Raw genomic sequence first — 18,372 nt, 5'->3', positions numbered from 1 at the left:
GTCAGCGCGTCTCCGTGGCAGCCTGGGTGGGTTTGCTGTCGGCCTGGGCCTTGCGGTCCTGCTTGGTGACCCGGGGGTCAGACCATGTGCCGTCAATGTGGAACTCCTGGGTGGCGGCCTGCATCAGCGGCCGCCGGAAAAACATCTGCGCCAGGAAGCTGCCCAGCCCGATAGCCGGGTTGATGGCGGTGGCGATCAGCGAGGCCGTGCCGGCGTTGATTTCCGGCACCACCACAACCTTGATGTCCTGCGTCTCCTTGGCGATGTCGGCGGAGCCTTCCATCAGCACGGCGGCATTAACGCCGCGCATCTGCAGGTTGTTGGTGTAGGCCACGCCCTGGTTGATGTTGACGTCGCCGCGAACGAAGTCGAAGGCGAAGCCCTCGGAAAACACATCGCGGAAATCCAGCGCCAGCCGGCGCGGCAGCGACTGCAGGCTCAGCACGCCCAACAGCTTGGCGATGCCCGGGTCGGCCTTGACGAACTGCCCCGATTCGACACTGACATTGAATTGCCCGCTCATGGACGGATAGTCGAAGCTGAGCGGCGAGCCCACCCAGGCCACCTGGCCTTCAAGCTTGCCCTTGCCGCGGCGTATCACCTCGCCCATGCCGAAGCGCTTGAGCAAGGCGCCCGAGTCGGCGATTTCAAGCTTGAAATTCATCACCGTGCGGCGCCGCTCGGCGGCCGCGCGCGCGCCGCGGCTGGCGCCCGCACCAGCGGCGGCCTGCGCGTTCAGCGCCACCCAGTTGCCGTTGGCAGTCAGCACGGCCTCAGGGAGGATCACATTCAGTTTGTTGAGCCGCCATTCGCGCACGCCCTCCCGCGCCGCGGCCGATGCGCCGCGGTTGACAGCCTCGATTTCGACCCGCCCCAGCTTCTTGCCGCGCAGTTCCAGGTCTTCCACCACGATGTCCAGGGCCGGGATGCTGGCCGGCTGCTCGTTCAGGATGGCCTCCACCTCGCTGGCCGTGCCGGGCTCCAGGCTCATGCGCGAAAGCCGCGCGTAGACGCGCCCGGCGCCTATGCCGCCGGGCTGGCGGAATTCAACATAGCCGTTGAGCTCGGTCGCGTCGATATTGGCGCGCCAGGTCAGCCCTTCGCGCGAGCCGCCGACCACCACATTGTTGAGCTTGCGCCCTTCTACCACCAGTTCCCGGGCGCGTATGGCCATGGTGGTCGGCAGGTAGCTCATGGCGGCGTTCACGGCGGCACGGTTGGCCGCCGCGGACGCCGCCGGTGGGGCCGCCTGCAGCGTGCCGCCGGCCGCGGAGTCGCCCAACAGCTTCTGCCAGGCGTCAAGGTCCACATGGGCAAGGTTGATGTTGGCCGCCACGCCGCTTTCCTGCATTGGGACGGTCTCGCCAGGCTCCAGCCCCACGCCGATGCCGCCGCGCAGCACGCGCGGCTGGTCGCCGCTCAGGTCGCGCACATAGACGATGTTGGCGGCGCGGCCTATCGAGACTGACAACTGGTCTTCGAGCTTTTGCCCCGGGGCCATCGATGCCTGCACCAAGGCGTTTTCAAAGCGCAGCGGCAGGACCGAATCGGCTGTTTTGTTCAGGGGCGCGGGAAGGTTCAGCGCCATGCCCTGCAGGCTGCTGGAAATCGCCAGTTCCGGCATGCCGCGGCGAAACCCGAGGGTTGCCGTGTAGGCGGTGCTGCCGCTGGCGTTTTGCGCCATGCGTGCCAGCGGGCCCAATTCTTTGGCCTGGCGCAGCCCTTCGGCGGTGACGCTGCCCTGCGCCTTGAAGTTCGTGACGGTTTCCGTCTCGATGCTGCCGGGCGCGCGCGGCTGCGAGCGCAGCCCGCCGTCGAAGCGTACATCGCCGCCCAGCAGCCTTGCCTGGCCGCCGGCGACGGAGAAGCCCTTCTCGCTGACATTCACGACACCCTTGAGTTTGGACAGCATGGGCGCGGCGGCCGCGAACTGCACATCGTTGCCGGCCAGCGTGACGGTGCCCTCGACGCGCGATTTGTCGATGGAATGGATGGGCAGCTCCAGCCGGAAGCGGTAGTCGCCCGTGCCGGTCGCCGTGGCCGCAGCCAGCGCGTGGCTGGTCATGCCGCCAACTGGCGAGTGATTGACGAAACCCAGCGCATCAGCCAGCGCGCCCTTGATGTCGACGTTCACGTTGACCGTCGAGTCGTGCGTCAGGTCCGGGATGCGGGCCTCGCCCTTGACCAGTTGCAGGCCCGGCAGGCCGGCGATTTTGCCGCTGGCGCCGTTCACCTCAAGGGAAGCGCGGTTGAAGACCAGTTCGCCGCCCAGCTCGGTGAGGGCCGGCCACGGTGCGGCGCCGGCCGGCTGCACCGTCTTGGGCACGTAGGCAAAGTGGCCGTTGCGGATTTTGGCGGACACCCGGAATTCGCCCTGCGCCGGATTGGTAAAGGGCAGGTGGTCGAGCGGGCCCTTGACCTTGAACTTCACGTCGCCGACCTGGCCCTGCACCACCGCGTCACGCACATAGTGGCGCACCGGGTCGGGCAACACCAGCGGGAGGTAACGGTGCACCCGCGCGCCGTCGCCCCGGCTCAGGCTGCCCTGCAAGTCGAGCACACCGGGAAAGCGGTGATCGGGCCCGCCCGCGGCGGCCGCCGGGCCGGCCGCGTCTTCGGTGCGCCAGGTGGCCTGCGCTTCGCCCTGGGCATCCGCATTGGCGAATTGCAGGTTGCGCAGTTGCGCCTCAATTTTGCGGCCCGAGAATTTCCATTGGGCATCGACCGACAACTGATCGAAGGGCACCAGCGATTCCTCGAAAACCCCGGGCAGGTCGAGCCCACCGTTGGCGATCCTGACCTTGGCCTGCCCACCTTCCTGCGTGAGGTCGAAGTCAATCGCGGCGCCGCTGATGCCGGGCCTGCCGGGCGTGGGGTGCGGGGCGGAGGCCGCGGGGGCCGGGGCCGGCAGCGCGGCAACGCTGAGGCCGGCTACCCGGCCTTTCGCCGCATAGGTACTGGGCGCGGCGATGGGGCCTTGCCAGCGCGCCTCAACGGCCTCCACCAGCCCCTTGGGCGCGAAGGAAGCGATGAGCCCATGGGTGCCGGCATCCAGCGGAAGGCGATTGGCAATCTGCGCGAGCGCGGCCAGGTCGAGCTTGTCAGCCTTGAGTTCGGTGTGCTGCGGCGCGCCGGCCTCGTCGCCGGTGTGCACCAGAGTCATATTGCCGCCCGGCCACTGGAGGCCGTCGCGGGTGCGAAAGCGCAGCCCCTCGGTGCTGAAGTCAAAGCCGTTGGCACGCTGGCCCCCGCCCACGCGGCCCGCAACGGATTCAAAGGCCAGCGGCTGGAGCTTGGCGCCGAAGCGGGCGTCGACGTCGCGCAGCGCCACATCGGCCGTTCCGCCGGTGATGCGCCCCTTGCTGACGTCGGCCCAGGCGCGCAATGCGCCGTTGCCGCGCGCCAGTTCCACGCCCAACGTGTCCACGCTGACGTACTGCCGGATGCGCGACGCGTCCACGCGGGCGAATTCGGCGAACAACTGCCCGGTCCAGGCGTCGAAGTCGCCGGCGTTGCCCGACAGCAGCGATTGGCGGAACATGCCCCTGACGCTGAAGCGGTCGCCCCATTCGGGCGGCGGCGTGGCGTCCAGACGCAACAGGTGGCGGCGGCGCGCGTTGCGCATGACCCAGTCCACCTGCGTGAGCGCCAGTGGCGGCGCCCGCTGCAATTCGTCGGTCCAGCGCACGGTGCCGCCGCGTATGGCGAACTCGGTTTGCGAAAAAAACCAGTCGGCCGCGGCGCTCTGCCCGCCGGCCCGGTCCTGCGAGACGTCCAGCCCGCCCACATAGATTTTCCCGTCCGCGGCGCGGCGTATGTCCAGTTCGGGCTTGTCGATGTAGATCTGCTCAAAGCCCAGCCCCCAGATCGAGGAGGGCGACAGGGCGCCCAGCACGCGCGGCAGCCTCAGGGCTTCACGGCCCTGCGCGTCCAGCAGGGTGACGTCGCTGAGCTCGAAAGAAGGGATCATGCCACGGGAATGCGCGGTGATGCCGCCTATGCGCACAGGCACCCCCAAGGCCTTGCTGGCCTCTATTTCCAGGCGCGGACGGAATTCGCCGATTCGCGGCACAATCCAGCCATGCAGCACGAACCAGCTCAGGCCGAAGAGCAGCCAGGCCGCGCCGACAAGCCACAACAAAATGCGCAGGATCAAGGCAAGCCAGTGCAGGCGGCGCGGCGGCAGGGTGGGCAGGCTGGGAATCGTTGGCTCCATTGACCTGAGAATTATGACCGCCGGGGCCGGTATGCGCCCGGCGGGTGACCATGAAGTTTTGTGAAGTAGTGTGATGACCGTTGCCCCGACCGCCAGCCCTGATTCCTCCGCCGCCGCCGGGCCGGCCACACCGGGCGCGTCGGGCTATTCCCGCTTTGTCCAGCGAGTGCGCCGCCGCTACGCCGAATGGCTTGCGCTGCTGCCCCCCGGCGCGCCCGTGCGCCCGAGTATGCAGATTGCCCTGGATGCGCTGCTTGCACAGGGGCTGGAGATCGGCGCCGCGCTGCGGGTGCTGCGCCAGCTGGTGATGGAAAGGCTGGTGGTGCTGGATTGCGACGGCGCCGGTGAACAGCAAGCGCCGCTGGCCGTGGTGACGCGCGCCATGACCGAGCTCGCGGAGCTGGCCCTCGACGTCGCGATGAAGGAATCGACCCGCCTGCTCGATGCCCAGCACGGCGCGCCGCAAGCGCCCGGCGGGGGCCCCGCCCGGATGTGGGTTGTCGGCATGGGCAAGCTGGGCGCGCGCGAGCTCAATGTCTCCAGCGACATCGACCTGATCTATGTGTACGACCACGACGGCGAAACCGCGGGGCGCAGCGATGGCCGCGGGCAGATCTCCAACCACGAATATTTCGCGCACCAGGTCAAGGCCGTCTTCAGCCTGATCGGCGACGCGACGGAGCACGGCTTTGTTTTCCGTGTGGACCTGGCGCTGCGGCCCAACGGCAATTCCGGCCCGGCTGCCGCCTCACTCAACGCGCTGGAGGAGTATTTCCAGGCGCAGGGCCGTGAATGGGAGCGTTTTGCCTGGCTCAAAAGCCGCGTGGTGGCGCCGCTGGAGTGCGTACAGGACGGTTCCGCGCAGGCACTGCGCGGCTCGGTGCTGCCCTTTGTGTTCAGGCGCTACCTCGACTACAACGTGTTCGACGCGCTGCGCATCCTGCACCGGCAGATCCGCGAGCATGCGGCCAAACGCTGCGCCGGCCATCCCGAGCGAGCCAATGACGTCAAGATGTCGCGCGGCGGCATACGCGAGATCGAATTCACTGTGCAGCTGCTGCAGGTGGTGCGCGGCGGGCAGTTTCCCGAGCTGCGCACCCGTCCGACGGTCGACGCCCTGCAGCGCGTGGCCCGCGCGGGCCTGATGCCGCAGGACACGGCCGACGCGCTGGCGCGGGCCTACGATTTCCTGCGCCGGGTGGAGCACCGCATCCAGTATCTGGACGACCAGCAGACCCACGTGCTGCCCACGCGCGACGACGACCTGGCCTGGATTGCCGAAACGCTGGGCTACGGCAACTGCTGCCCTTTTCTCAGCGAACTCGACGCGCACCGCGAACTGGTGGCCGGCGAGTTCGACAAGCTGCTGGGCGGCAAAGCCGACTGCAAAGGCTGCGGCGGCAAGGCCAAGGCCGCGCAGCCGCAACTCGACGACCTGCTGGAGCAGCTCTCGGAACAATGGCCGGAACAGTTTCGCGACCGCCTGGCGCAGTGGCGCCAGCATCCCCGGGTGCTGGCCCTGCGCGAGGATTCGCGCGCGCGCCTGACGCGGCTTGTGCAACGCACCGCCGCCTGGCTGGCCGAGGGCACGGTGACCGAAGAGGCGGCGGTGCGCATCATCGACTGGATAGAGCCGCTGCTCAGGCGGGAAAGCTACCTGGCGCTACTGCTGGAACGGCCGGCCGTGCATGAACGCCTGCTGCGCCTGCTGGGCGCGGCCAAGTGGCCGGCGCGCTACCTGCTGCAGCATCCCGGCGTGATCGACGAGCTGGCAAGCGACGAACTGCTCAAGGAGCGCTTTGACGGCGCGGCGTTCGCCCGCGATGCGGAACAACGGCTGGCGGCCCTGCGCAGCACCGGGGAGGACGACGAGGAAACCTGCCTGAACCTGCTGCGCCGCGCCCATCATGCGGAGGTCTTCCGCACCCTGGCGCGCGACCTGGAGGGCGTGCTGACGGTCGAGCAGGTGGCCGACGACCTGAGCGCACTGGCCGAAGCCGTGCTGGACATCACCAGCCGCTGGTGCTGGCAGCGCCTGAAAAACCGCCACCGCGAAACGCCGCAGTTCGCCATCATTGCCTACGGAAAGCTGGGCGGCAAGGAGCTCGGCTACGGCAGCGATCTGGACATCGTGTTTGTTTATGAAGACGAGGATGAACGCGCACCCGAGGTCTATGCGGCCTTTGCGCGCAAGCTGATCAACTGGCTGACCATCAAGACCGGGGAAGGCGACCTGTTTGAAATCGACACGGCCCTGCGTCCCAATGGCAATTCCGGCCTGCTGGTCACGAGCTTCGAGGCCTATACCCGTTACCAGCAGCAACGCGGCAGCAATACCGCCTGGACCTGGGAACACCAGGCCATGACGCGCGCGCGCTGCGTGCTCGGCGGCGACTCGCTGCGACAGCGCTTTGACCAGGTGCGCGAGACCGTCATCACCGCCCCGCGCGACACGCAGGCCCTGCGCAATGAGATCGTCGCCATGCGCGAAAAGGTGCGCAGCGCGCGCCCGGTCCGGGGCGACAAATTCGACGTGAAACACAGCCCCGGCGGCATGGTGGACGCCGAGTTCGCGGTGCAATTCCTGGTGCTGTCCGAATCCGCGCGGCATCCGGAACTTATCGCCAATGTGGGCAACATTTCCCTGCTGCAGCGCGCCGAGGCGGCCGGCCTGCTGCCGCACACGGTGGGCCAGCGTGCCGCCGCGGCCTATCGCGAGTTGCGGCGCGTGCAGCACCATGCGCGCCTCAATGAAGAGCCGACCCAGGTCAGCCCGCCGGCGCTCCAGGCGGAATGCGACGCCATCCGGCAGCTGTGGATTTCCACCTTCAAATCAAACAGTTGATTTAATTCAATCATTTGTTTGACTCATGTGCTCTAATGCGGGCACATGAATGCCAATCCGAGCCCCAAAGCAACCCCGCGCTCCGCCGGCGCTGAGGGTGAATCGCGCAAGCAACGATCCGACGGCGCCCACGCCCGGGCGCACCTTTTGCACGCAGCGCTGCGCCTTTTCTCCGAAAAGGGTTTTGCCAAGACCTCAATACGCGACATCGCCCAGGCGGCGGGCGCCAACGTGGCGGCCATCAGCTACTACTTCGGCGACAAGGCGGGGCTGTACCGCGCCGTCTTTACCGAGCCGCTGGGCAGCGCGCGCGACGACATCGCGCTGTACGACCAGCCGCACTTCACGCTGCGCCAGTCGCTGGAAGGTTTTTTCGCGGGTTTCCTGGAGCCCTTGCGCCAGGGTGAACTGGTGCAGCTTTCGACCCGGCTGCATTTCCGCGAGATGCTGGAGCCCACAGGCCTGTGGGAGGAAGAGATCGACAGGGGCATCAAACCCGCGCATGCGGCCCTGGTGACGGTGCTGTGCCGCCACCTGGGACTCGCCAAAGCCGACGACGAGGTGCATCGGCTGGCGTTTTCCATCACCGGCCTGGCGATCCACATGTTCATCAGCCGCGAGGTGGTGGACGCGATCCGGCCCCAACTGTTCGGCGCGCCCGATGCCGTGGAGCAGTGGGCCGCCAGCCTGGTGGGGTATTCCGAAGCCATGGTCGCCGTGGAAACGGCGCGCCGAACGCACCTTCCCGCACCCTCCGCGGCCGGCACGCCGCGCCAGAAAACCATCAGCCATGAACAAAACTGACCCCCGGCGCAAGCCGTCCCGCCTGCCGCCCGGGCTCACAGGACTTCTGGCCGGCGCCTTCATGCTGCTGTCGGCTGGCTGCGCCACGGACCTTACCTACAACGCGCCGGCCGCCCCTGTGCCTGCGCAGTGGCAGGCGCCTTTGCCGGCCGCAGTGCCGGGAACCACCGCAGCCCTGCCCCACAACGGCAGTTTGGCGGGGTTGTCACACTGGTGGGAGCAGCAAAACGACCCGTTGCTGGTCGAGCTGATCATGGCGGCTGAAGCCGTCAGCCCCAGTGTCTCGACGGCACGCTCCAACATCGAGCAAGCGCGTGCTTCGCGCGCGGCCTCCGCGGCGGCGATGCTGCCCACGCTGGACGCCATCGGCAGCGCCAGCCGCGGGCGCTCTGCCCCCGTCAACCGCGCGGCTTCCCCGCCGATTGCCACCACGCTGGAGGCGGGCCTGCAGGCGTCCTGGGAAATCGACCTGTTCGGCCAGTACGCGGCCAGCCGCGACGCAGACCAGCAGCGCTTTGAAGGCTCGCAGGCGACGTGGCATGCAGCGCGTGTGTCGATGGCCGCTGAAGTCGCGACACAGTACTACAGCCTGCGCGCCTGCGAAAAATTGCTGGAGGTCGCGCGCGCCGACGCCGCCTCGCGGGCAGAAACCGCGCGGCTCTCGGACCTCAGCACCAAGGCCGGTTTCCAGGCGCCCGCCACGGCGGCATTGGCCCGCGCCAGCGCCGCGGAAGGACACGGCAACGCCATCCAGCAACGCACGCTCTGCGACCTGGACATCAAGGCGCTCGTGTCGCTGACGGCGATTGACGAGCCCACGCTGCGCCAGAAGCTGGCGGCCAACCCCGTCGACCTGACGCAGGAATCCATGGCCCCCGTCCTCGGCGTGCCGGCCGAAGTGCTGGCGCAACGGCCCGACATCTACAACGCGGCGCGCGAGGTCGATGCCGCGCACCTGGAAGTGGGCAGCGCCCGTGCGCAACGCTTTCCCCGGCTGAGCCTGGGCGGCTCGGTCTTCACCACCAAGTCGCGCACCAGCGCCTCCACGCAGCGTTTTGACACCTGGACAGTCGGGCCCCTGCAACTGACGGTTCCGCTGTTTGACGGCGGCGCCAGCGAAGCCAATGTGGAGGCCGCCAAGGCGCGCTACGAAGATGCCGCGGCCCAGTACCGCGCCAGCGTGCGCAAAGCCGTGCAAGAGGTGGAGGAAGCCCTGGTCAAGCTGCAAAGTACCGCCGAGCGCAACGAGGACGCCGCGGTTGCCGCGCAAGGCTACCGCGCCTCGTTCACCGGCACCGAGGCCCGCTACAAGAGCGGGCTGGCCAGCCTGGTCGAACTTGAAGACGCCCGCCGCACCTTGCTGGCGGCGCAAAGCAACGTGGTCGCGCTGCAGCGGGAACGCCGCAGCGCCTGGGTCGCGCTATACCGGGCGCTGGGAGGCGGCTGGACCACGGCCGCGCCGCCGGTCCCGCCCCTGGTATCGGATGTGGAAGCCCCCTTCACCCCCGCCGCCATCACCGCGCCCTGAGGCGCCACCCCATCACTCCGCCATCTTTGACTGAGCCCTGCACACCATGCCAAAACTCAAGCCCACCCCTTTTGCCATTGCCTTGATCGCAACTGCCGTGCTGGTGGCGGGAGGCGCCGCCTTCTTCCTTTCCCGTTCGGAAGCCAAAGGCGATGCCCCGCCCACCGCCAAGCCGGCGCTGACCGTCGCGACGGCGCTGCCGCAGCGGATGAGTCTGCCCGTCAGGCTGAGCGCCAACGGCAACATCACGGCCTGGCAGGAGGCCGTGATAGGGTCCGAGTCCAACGGCTTGCGGCTGGTGCAGGTGCAAGCCAACGTCGGCGACCAGGTCAAGGCCGGGCAGGTCCTCGCGGTGTTCTCGGGCGACAGCGTGCAAGCCGACACCGCGCAGGCCCGCGCCAGCCTGATCGAGGCACAGGCCAACGCGGCCGACGCGGCCGACAACGCAGCGCGCGCGCGCACCCTGGCGAGTTCTGGCGCGCTGAGCGACCAGCAGATCAACCAGTACAACACCGCCGAACAGACCGCGAAGGCGCGCGTCGAGGCGGCCAAGGCGGTGCTCGACGCCCAGCAACTGCGCGGCAGGAACACGCAGGTGCTGGCGCCCGACAGCGGGGTGATCTCGGCGCGCACCGCAACCGTCGGCTCGGTGGTGCCGCAGGGCACCGAACTGTTTCGCCTGATTCGCGGCGGCCGCCTCGAGTGGCGCGCCGAGGTCACCTCGGCCGAGCTGGGCCGCATCAAAGCCGGCACGACCGCCAGGGTGGTGGCCGCCAGCGGCGCCGAACTCAAGGGCCGGGTGCGCATGATCGCCCCCAGCGTGGACCCGCAGACCCGCGCGGCGCTGGTCTACGTGGACCTGCCGGTTTCCGCCGGCATGGCGTCGCCCGCCAAGGCCGGCATGTTCGCGCGCGGGGAGTTTGAGCTGGGCGAGACGCCCGCGCTCACCGTGCCGCAGCCGGCGCTGGTGGTGCGCGATGGCTTCAACTACCTGTTCCGCCTCAATGCGGACAACCGGATCAGCCAGCTCAAGGTGCAGACAGGCCGGCTGGCCGGCGACCGGGTCGAGATCACCTCCGGCCTGGCCGCGGACGCGCGCATCATCGTCAGCGGCGCGGGCTTCCTGAACGACGGCGACCTGGTCAGGGTGAGTGATACGGCTCCCGCCACAGCTGCCACAGTCTCCGCAAAGCCGGTGGCAGCAGCCAACAAATAAGGAGCAGGCTCATGAATGTCTCCTCCTGGTCGATCAAGAACCCGATTCCGGCGGTCATGCTGTTTGTGCTGCTGACCTTTGCCGGCATGCTGTCCTTCAGGGCGATGAAGGTGCAGAACTTTCCCGACATCGACCTGCCGACGGTGACCGTTTCGGCTTCGTTGCCGGGCGCGGCACCCGCGCAGCTTGAAACCGAAGTGGCGCGCAAGCTTGAAAACTCCATCGCCACGGTGCAGGGCCTCAAGCACATTTACACCAAGGTGCAGGACGGCGGCGCCACCATCACGGCCGAGTTCCGGCTCGAAAAACCCGTGCAGGAAGCCGTAGACGACGTGCGCGCCGCGGTGTCCAAGGTGCGCGGCGACCTGCCTGCCGACGTGCGCGATCCGGTCGTGTCCAAGATGGACCTGGCCGGCCAGCCCGTGCTGGCCTTCACCATCCGCTCACCACGGATGGACGAAGAAGCGCTGTCCTGGTTTGTCGACAATGACGTTTCGCGCAAGCTGCTGGCTGTGCGGGGCGTGGGTGCGGTCAACCGCGTGGGCGGCGTCTCGCGCGAAGTGCGCGTCGCGCTGGACCCGTCCCGCCTGCAGGCCCTGGGCGCCACGGCGTCGGACATCTCGCGCCAGCTGCGCCAGGTGCAGACGGAAAGCGCCGGCGGGCGCGCCGACCTGGGCGGCAGCGAGCAGCCTATGCGCACCCTGGCAACGGTGAAATCGGCGGCCGAACTGGCCGGCATCGAGCTGGCCCTGAGCGACGGCCGGCGCATACGGCTGGACCAGGTCGCCACCGTGATCGACACCACGGCCGAGCCGCGCGCGGCCGCGCTGCTGGACGGCAAGCCCGTCGTGGGCTTTGAGGTCGCGCGCAGCCGCGGCGAAAGCGAAGTTGCCGTGGGTGCGGCCGTGCAGGCGGCGCTGGCCGAGCTCAAGCAGCAGCACCCCGATGTGGAACTCGTCGAGGCCTTCAACTTCGTCAAGCCGGTGCAGGAGGAGTACGACGGCTCCATGCACCTGCTCTACGAGGGCGGCATCCTGGCAGTGCTGGTGGTCTGGCTGTTCCTGCGCGACTGGCGCGCCACCTTTGTTTCCGCGGTGGCGCTGCCGCTGTCTGTGATTCCGGCTTTTATCGGCATGCATTTGCTGGGCTTTTCCATCAATGTGATCACCCTGCTGGCGCTCTCGCTGGTGATCGGCATCCTGGTGGACGATGCGATCGTCGAGGTGGAAAACATCGTGCGCCATTTGCGCATGGGTAAAACACCTTATGAAGCCGCCATGGAAGCGGCCGACGAAATCGGGCTGGCCGTGGTGGCCACCACCTTCACGCTGATCGCGGTGTTTTTGCCCACCGCCTTCATGAGCGGCGTGGCCGGCAAGTTCTTCAAGCAGTTCGGCTGGACGGCTTCGCTGGCCGTGTTCGCCTCGCTGGTGGTGGCACGGGTGCTCACGCCCATGATGGCGGCCTACATCCTCAAGCCCGTGGTGGGCACGCACACCGATCCGGGCTGGATGCGGTGGTACATGCGCGCCGCGACCTGGTGCATGCACCACCGCGTGAAGACCATGGCCATGGCCACGCTGTTTTTCTTCGGGTCGGTGGCACTGGTCCCGCTGCTGCCCACGGGCTTTATCCCGGCCGACGACAACTCGCAGACCCAGGTCTACCTGGAACTGCCGCCCGGTGCCACGCTGGCCCAGACCAAGGCATCGGCCGAACACGCGCGCCAGCTCGTCAGCAAGGTCGAGCACGTCAAGAATGTCTACACCACCATAGGCGGAGGCACGGCCGGTGGCGACCCGTTCGCCATGCAGGGCGCGGCGGAAACCCGCAAGGCCACGCTCACCGTGCTGCTCGATGAGCGCAGCGAGCGCCCGCGCAAGCAGGGCATCGAAAACAAGATGCGTGCGGCGCTGGAATCGCTGCCCGGCGTGCGCAGCAAGGTCGGGCTGGGCGGCTCCGGCGAGGCCTATATGCTGGTGCTGACGGCCGAGGACTCCAATGCCTTGCAGGCCGCCGCGCTGGCGGTGGAAAAAGACCTGCGAACCATTCCGGGTCTGGGCAATATTTCATCGAGCGCCAGCCTGGTGCGGCCCGAAATCGCCATCAAGCCGGACTTCGCGCGCGCGGCCGACCTGGGCGTGACCAGCGCGGCCATGGGCGAGACGCTGCGTATTGCCACGGTGGGCGACTACGAGGAATCGCTGCCCAAGCTCAACCTCTCGCAGCGCCAGGTGCCCATCGTGGTGAAACTCGACGATGCGGCGCGCAAGGATTTGAGCGTGCTGGAGCGCCTGGCCGTGCCCAGCGTCAAGCCCGGCGTCGGCCCTGTCATGCTGGGCCAGGTGGCCACGCTGGAAATCACCGGTGGGCCGGCAGTCATAGACCGCTACGACCGCTCACGCAACGTCAAGTTCGAGATCGAGCTGTCGGGCCGGGCCCTGGGTGACATCACCGAGGCTGTCAAGCTGCTGCCGGCCATCAAGAACCTGCCCGCCGGTGTGAAAGTGGTGGAAATCGGCGACGCGGAAGTCATGGGCGAGCTGTTCGCCAGCTTTGGCCTGGCCATGCTGACCGGCGTGCTGTGCATTTACATCGTGCTGGTGCTGCTGTTCAAGGACTTCCTGCACCCGGTAACCATCCTGGCGGCGCTGCCGCTGTCCCTGGGCGGCGCCTTTGTCGGCCTGCTGATCGCGCAGAAGAGCTTTTCCATGCCCTCGCTGATCGGCCTGATCATGCTCATGGGCATCGCTACCAAAAACTCCATCCTGCTGGTGGAATACGCCATCGTGGCGCGGCGCGACCACAATATGTCGCGCTGGGATGCGTTGCTGGACGCCTGCCACAAGCGCGCGCGGCCCATCATCATGACCACACTGGCCATGGGCGCGGGCATGATGCCTATCGCCCTCGGCTTCGGGGCGGCCGACCCGAGTTTTCGCTCACCGATGTCGATTGCCGTGATCGGCGGCCTGATCACCTCCACGGTGCTCAGTCTGCTGGTGGTGCCGGCGGTGTTCACCTATATCGACGACCTGGAGCATTTCATCCAGCGCACCGCCCGCCGGCTTCGTGGCAGGCACGAGGCGCCCAAGGAGACCCCGGCCCCGGCACGGGCCAGCGAATAGCCTGGGAAGAGGTAGGTAAAGCGAAAGGCTGCTGCCTCGCAAAAAAGCCACGCCAACGTGCGAAATGTGCCGATTTAGACGGTTTCGCCGACTGGGGTTTTGCGCCCCCGCCACGTGGGCTGGCTTATACTTCTGGGTTCAGCTTTACATTTCTTCACATGTCTAAACGCGTACTGCTTTCGGGCGCAACCGGCCTGATTGGCGGCGAGTTAATGCTTCTTCTGGCCGCGCGCGGCGTCTACAGCACCGCTGTAGTGCGCGCCGCCGATTCGAACCAAGCCCGTGACCGCCTCATGGAGCGCCTGAAAAAGAGCGTTCTGTGGAAGCCCGAGTTCGCCGACATGGTGTCCGCCGAGGCTGGCGACGTCGTCGAACCCAATTTCGGCCTGAGCGCGGCCGTGCTGCAGTCCGCCGACGTGATCCTGCACTCGGCGGCCAGCACTTCCTTCAAGCCTGGCGCAGGGGTTTACCCTATCAATATCAAGGCGGCCGAGCAGTTTGCCGGCATCCTCAAAAACCTGGCCCCCTCGCAGCGCGGCTTTTTTGTCGGCACCGCTGCCGTCACCACCGAGCCGCGCGGCGTGATCACCGAAGACATGCCCTTCGCCGGGTATGCCAACGACTACATCCGGTCCAAGCGCGACGCCGAAACCCTGTTGCGGGCCGCCGGCAGCCCCTTTGTCAGCCTGCGCCCCGGAATCGTGCTGTCGCGCGGCATCGACGACGCCAAGCTTTCCCGCAACATGCTGTGGTCGATTCCCGTGATGGCCGAATTGGGGGACGTTCCCCTGGATCCCCTGGCCAGGCTCGATTTCGCGCCGGTGGACTTCATCGCCGGCGCTTTCGCCGAAATGCTGCTCAAGGGTGAACTGGCCCATGACTGCTATCACGTGTCAACCGGCGAAGACTCCATGACGTTCAAGACGCTGGCCGACGAGTTGACGGCCACCATGCCGGGCATAGGCAAGCTGGTGATGCGGGGGCGCGATTTTGTGCCGACACCCAAATTCGCCCGCCAGCGCTGGATGTTCGAGGCACTGCAACCCTACCTGCCTTTTTTGACAGCCGATGCGGTGTTCAGCAACGCCCGTTTGCGCGCCGAAATCGGCGCGGCGGCCGTTGCGCCGGCGCCTGTCAGCTATTTAGGAGAGCTCCTGGGAACGTTCAGCCTGTCGGATGCCGTCCGGCAGATGTACACCCCCTGAAGCACAAAAACAACGCCACCGCTTTTGTAGAATGACCTAGAGGTTTGAACAGAGAGGTCAGCTGTCACGGCGATGGTGGGACAATGACGCTTTGCATATACACGTACTGGTTGGGTGATGAATTCTGATTTGATCAAACTTTTTGCCGAGACATTTGGCATCAGCGAGGAAAAACTGCTGCCTGATGCCACGCTGGAAAGCCTCGGATTGGATTCCCTGGCGGTCATCGAATTCCTCTTCCAGATCGAAGACCAGTTCGGCATCCAGATTCCCGATCAGGCCAATCCGCCCCGGACCCTGGCCGAAATGGTCCAGCTGATCGAGCCTTTGCTGCCATCGGGCAAGCCCGCCGCTTAAGCCCCTGGCGGGCGCCCCAGGACATCCATGCGTCGCGTTGCCATTACGGGTCTGGGCGTCATCTCCGCCGTAGGGACCGGCACTCCGGCTTTTTTTGACGCCCTGCTGACCGCCCGCTCCGGCATCCGCGCCGTCGACATCCCCTTTCCCACCGGCACCGAAAGCGTGCTGGCCGGCGCGATCGATTTTGATCCCGACCCTCATTTCCCGCGCGCCCGCTTGCTGACCATGGACCGCGTCAGCCAGTTTGCGCTGGTCGCGGGTCGTGAAGCCATGTCGCAGGCCGGCCTGAGTGATCTCACCGCCGTGCACAACAGCTTTGCCGCCGAACGCTTTGGCGTATCCCTGGGCACGGGCAGCGGTGGCGCCAGTTCCACCGATGTGGCGTACACGGCCCTGCTCGAGCAAAAGGTCGCCCGCCTGCGCCCCATGACCGTGGTGCTGGCAATGAACAACGCGATTGCCGCCCATGTCTCCATGGAGTTCGGCCTGAAGGGGCCGAGCAGCACCATCTCCAACGCCTGCGCCTCCTCGGCCGCCTCCATCGGCGAAGCCTTCCGGCAAATCCGCCACGGCTATGCCGACGCCATGCTGGCCGGCGGTTCGGAAGCGCTGCTCAACCGCGGCACCATCAAGGCCTGGCAAGCCATGCATACCCTGGCCAAGCCCCACGCCGACGGCCCCGAAACATCCTGCCGCCCCTTCTCCTCCGACCGTAGCGGTCTGGTGCTGGCCGAAGGTGCCGCCATGCTGGTGCTGGAAGAGTGGGAAAGCGCCAAGCGCCGCGGCGCCACCATCCTGGCCGAGCTCAGCGGCTACGCCTCCACCACCGACGCGCACCACCTGACGCAACCCGATGCCCAGGGCCAGGCGCGCGCCATGACACTGGCGCTGGCGGATGCGGGAATGCGAGCCTCCGACATCGGCTACCTCAATGCCCACGGCACCGCGACCGACGTAGGCGACGTGGTGGAAACCAGCGCCATCAAGCTGGCCTTCCAGGAGCTGGCCATGAGCCTGCCCATCAGCTCCAGCAAAGGCGTGCACGGCCATGCCATGGGTGCGGCCGGCGCCATGGAATTCATCGCGAGCGTGATGGCCCTGCGTGCCGGGCAAGTGCCGCCCACGGCCTTCCTGCACCATCCCGACCCTCGCTGCGACCTGGACTACGTCCCGCTGACGCCGCGAAGCGCCAAGGGCCTGCGCGCGGTGATGTCCAATTCCTTCGCCTTCGGCGGCTCCAATGCCGTGCTGATCGCCAAAGCCGCCTGAGGTCGCGGCGCCGGCTTCAGGCGCCGCCCTGCGTAGCCCTGATTTTCTTCACCAGCGCGGTAGTCGAGTAACCATCCACAAACGGGATCGCCCGGGCGTCGCCGCCATAGGCCCTGACCACCGCCGTTTCCGCGAGCTTGTCCATGTCGTAGTCACCGCCTTTGACCAGCAGGTCGGGTTGCAATTCGGAAATCAGCTCCAGTGGCGTGTCTTCATCAAACCAGGTCACCAGGCTCACCGACTCCAGCGCCGCCATCATGATGGCCCGATCCTGCTCATTGTTAAGCGGCCGGTCGGGCCCCTTGCCGAGCCGCCGGGCTGAGGCATCGGTGTTCAGGGCCACCACTAGGCTGGCGCCCAGCGAGCGCGCCTGGGCCAGGTAGCTTGCGTGCCCGCGATGCAGCACATCGAACACCCCGTTGGTGAAGACGACGGGCCGGGGCAGCGCGGCCAGGCGCCCCGGTGCATCCGCGCGGGAAACGATTTTTTGAAGGAATTGGGGGGGCTGGAGATCGCTGGGCATCCCGCGACTTTAACGGAAGGCCTGGGCCACGATCTCCACCAGCAGGCCGCCGTCCAGGTCGGCACCTACCACGGCGCGCTGGGGCCAAGCTGCGCTGTCGTCGCCTATCCATTTCTGCCAGGCGATATCCAGTTGGTTTTTGTGTTGCATGTCGGCCAGGAATATCTGCACGCTGAGCAGCAATGCGCGAGAAGCGCCCACATGCGCCAGGTGGGCGTCAAGCATCTCAAGGGTCTGCGCAAGCTGTGCATCGAAATCCAGCGAAGCGTCGCTGGCGTTCGCCACCGCGAACACCTGTGCGCCCCGGGCAACCACCCGGCTCCTGCCACCGGCGGCACTCGGCCAGCGCAAGTCCTGCATCAGGCGCCGGCGGGCGAGGGCTTGGCGGTGATGGAATCGGCAAGCTCCTTGCCGATCTCCTTGCGGTAGCGGTTCAACTCCTGCACGGTCTTGAAGCTCTGGTTCAGCAGCAGACTCAGGTTGTGCAGAATGCGCTCCACCACCTTGCCTTCCCACACGGCGTCAAACTTGATCTGCGTGTCCAGCCAGTGCTCCAGCCATTCCGGGTTGGGCAGGCGGCTCTGGATGGTGTCGCGCGGGAACAGGCTTTTGTTCACGTGCAGGTTGGTCGGGTGCAGGGCTTGCGCCGTGCGGCGGGCGCTGGCCATCAGCACGCCAACCTTGGTGAAAGCAGTTTTCGCCTCATTGCCGAAGTTGTTGATGGCGCGCTTCATGTAGCGCAGGTAGGCGCCACCGTGGCGCGCTTCGTCCTGGCTCAACTGGGTGTAGATCTGCTTGATGACCGGCTCGGTATGCCATTCGCTGGCGCGGCGGTACCAGTGATTCAGGCGGATCTCGCCGCAAAAATGCAGCATCAGGGTTTCCAGTGCGGGCGCGGGTTCGAACTCGAAGCGGACTTCGTGCAGCTCTTGTTCCGTCGGAGCCAGTTCGGGCCGGAAGCGCTTGAGGTATTCCATCAGCACCAGCGAGTGCTTTTGCTCCTCGAAGAACCAGATCGACATAAAGGCCGAGAAATCGCTGTCGTCCTTGTTGTCGCGCAGGAACATTTCCGTGGCGGGCAGGGCGGACCATTCGGTGATGGCGTTCATCTTGATGGTCTGGGCCTGCTCGTCGGTCAGCTTGGCCGGATCAAAACTGGCCCATGGAATGTCTTTGTCCATGTCCCAACGGACGGATTCAAGTTGTTTGAACAGTTCGGGGTAAAGCATGTGAACTCCTTCGCGATCAAATTCGCGGTAAATCTGCCTTGGACGCTAT

Annotated in this window: 12 protein-coding genes; 8 read left to right on the top strand and 4 right to left on the bottom strand. The window is 66.7% G+C overall.

The window, feature by feature from the left end:
• Nucleotide 1: 1 nt before the first annotated feature.
• Nucleotides 2-4,216, bottom strand: coding sequence for a YhdP family protein (locus AC1DXS_RS00190; protein ID WP_477735581.1), 4,215 nt, complete (start codon nt 4,214-4,216; stop codon nt 2-4).
• A 73-nt stretch (nt 4,217-4,289) separates the two neighbouring features.
• Here AC1DXS_RS00190 and glnE point away from each other — a divergent pair, with 73 nt between their 5' ends.
• From glnE to AC1DXS_RS00150, 8 genes are all read left to right on the top strand, one after another.
• A complete protein-coding gene (gene glnE, locus AC1DXS_RS00185) occupies nt 4,290-7,061 on the top strand; it encodes a bifunctional [glutamate--ammonia ligase]-adenylyl-L-tyrosine phosphorylase/[glutamate--ammonia-ligase] adenylyltransferase (protein ID WP_477735580.1) in 2,772 nt (923 codons plus the stop codon).
• A 45-nt stretch (nt 7,062-7,106) separates the two neighbouring features.
• Nucleotides 7,107-7,865 (top strand): CerR family C-terminal domain-containing protein, encoded by a 759-nt coding sequence (locus AC1DXS_RS00180; protein WP_477735579.1) that lies wholly within the window; start codon nt 7,107-7,109, stop codon nt 7,863-7,865.
• A complete protein-coding gene (locus AC1DXS_RS00175) occupies nt 7,852-9,393 on the top strand; it encodes an efflux transporter outer membrane subunit (protein ID WP_477735578.1) in 1,542 nt (513 codons plus the stop codon). Before AC1DXS_RS00180 ends, AC1DXS_RS00175 begins: the two co-directional genes overlap by 14 nt.
• 46 nt (nt 9,394-9,439) lie before the next feature.
• Nucleotides 9,440-10,609 carry an efflux RND transporter periplasmic adaptor subunit gene (locus tag AC1DXS_RS00170; protein ID WP_477735577.1) on the top strand — a complete coding sequence of 390 codons (1,170 nt, stop codon included), beginning with the start codon at nt 9,440-9,442 and terminating at the stop codon, nt 10,607-10,609.
• Nucleotides 10,610-10,620: 11 nt separating this feature from the next.
• Nucleotides 10,621-13,737 (top strand): efflux RND transporter permease subunit, encoded by a 3,117-nt coding sequence (locus tag AC1DXS_RS00165; RefSeq protein ID WP_477735576.1) that lies wholly within the window; start codon nt 10,621-10,623, stop codon nt 13,735-13,737.
• Nucleotides 13,738-13,895: 158 nt separating this feature from the next.
• Nucleotides 13,896-14,942, top strand: a complete 1,047-nt coding sequence (locus AC1DXS_RS00160) for an SDR family oxidoreductase (RefSeq protein WP_477735575.1) — start codon at nt 13,896-13,898, stop codon at nt 14,940-14,942.
• Between the two features lie 117 nt (nt 14,943-15,059).
• Nucleotides 15,060-15,299: an acyl carrier protein gene (locus tag AC1DXS_RS00155; protein WP_007870140.1), complete on the top strand. Its 240-nt coding sequence runs from the start codon at nt 15,060-15,062 to the stop codon at nt 15,297-15,299.
• 27 nt (nt 15,300-15,326) lie between these two features.
• Nucleotides 15,327-16,571 carry a beta-ketoacyl-[acyl-carrier-protein] synthase family protein gene (locus AC1DXS_RS00150; RefSeq protein WP_477735574.1) on the top strand — a complete coding sequence of 415 codons (1,245 nt, stop codon included), beginning with the start codon at nt 15,327-15,329 and terminating at the stop codon, nt 16,569-16,571.
• Nucleotides 16,572-16,587: 16 nt separating this feature from the next.
• Here the strand turns inward: AC1DXS_RS00150 and rfaE2 are convergent, their stop codons facing one another.
• The 3 genes from rfaE2 to AC1DXS_RS00135 are packed head-to-tail and all read right to left on the bottom strand — an operon-like array spanning nt 16,588 to nt 18,323.
• Complete coding sequence (rfaE2, locus tag AC1DXS_RS00145) at nt 16,588-17,094, bottom strand: D-glycero-beta-D-manno-heptose 1-phosphate adenylyltransferase (protein WP_477735573.1); 507 nt, start codon at nt 17,092-17,094, stop codon at nt 16,588-16,590.
• Nucleotides 17,095-17,103: 9 nt separating this feature from the next.
• The gene (locus tag AC1DXS_RS00140) at nt 17,104-17,409 is read right to left on the bottom strand and encodes a Rid family hydrolase (RefSeq protein WP_477735572.1); all 306 of its coding nucleotides are present in this window, start codon (nt 17,407-17,409) and stop codon (nt 17,104-17,106) included.
• A gap of 44 nt (nt 17,410-17,453) precedes the next feature.
• On the bottom strand, nt 17,454-18,323 hold the full coding sequence (locus AC1DXS_RS00135) for a ferritin family protein (protein WP_477735571.1): 870 nt from the start codon (nt 18,321-18,323) through the stop codon (nt 17,454-17,456).
• Between the last annotated feature and the right edge of the window lie 49 nt (nt 18,324-18,372).

It is taken from the genome of Polaromonas sp. P3_B1, from assembly GCF_056402935.1.
This window is presented reverse-complemented; position numbering and strand designations above follow the sequence as displayed.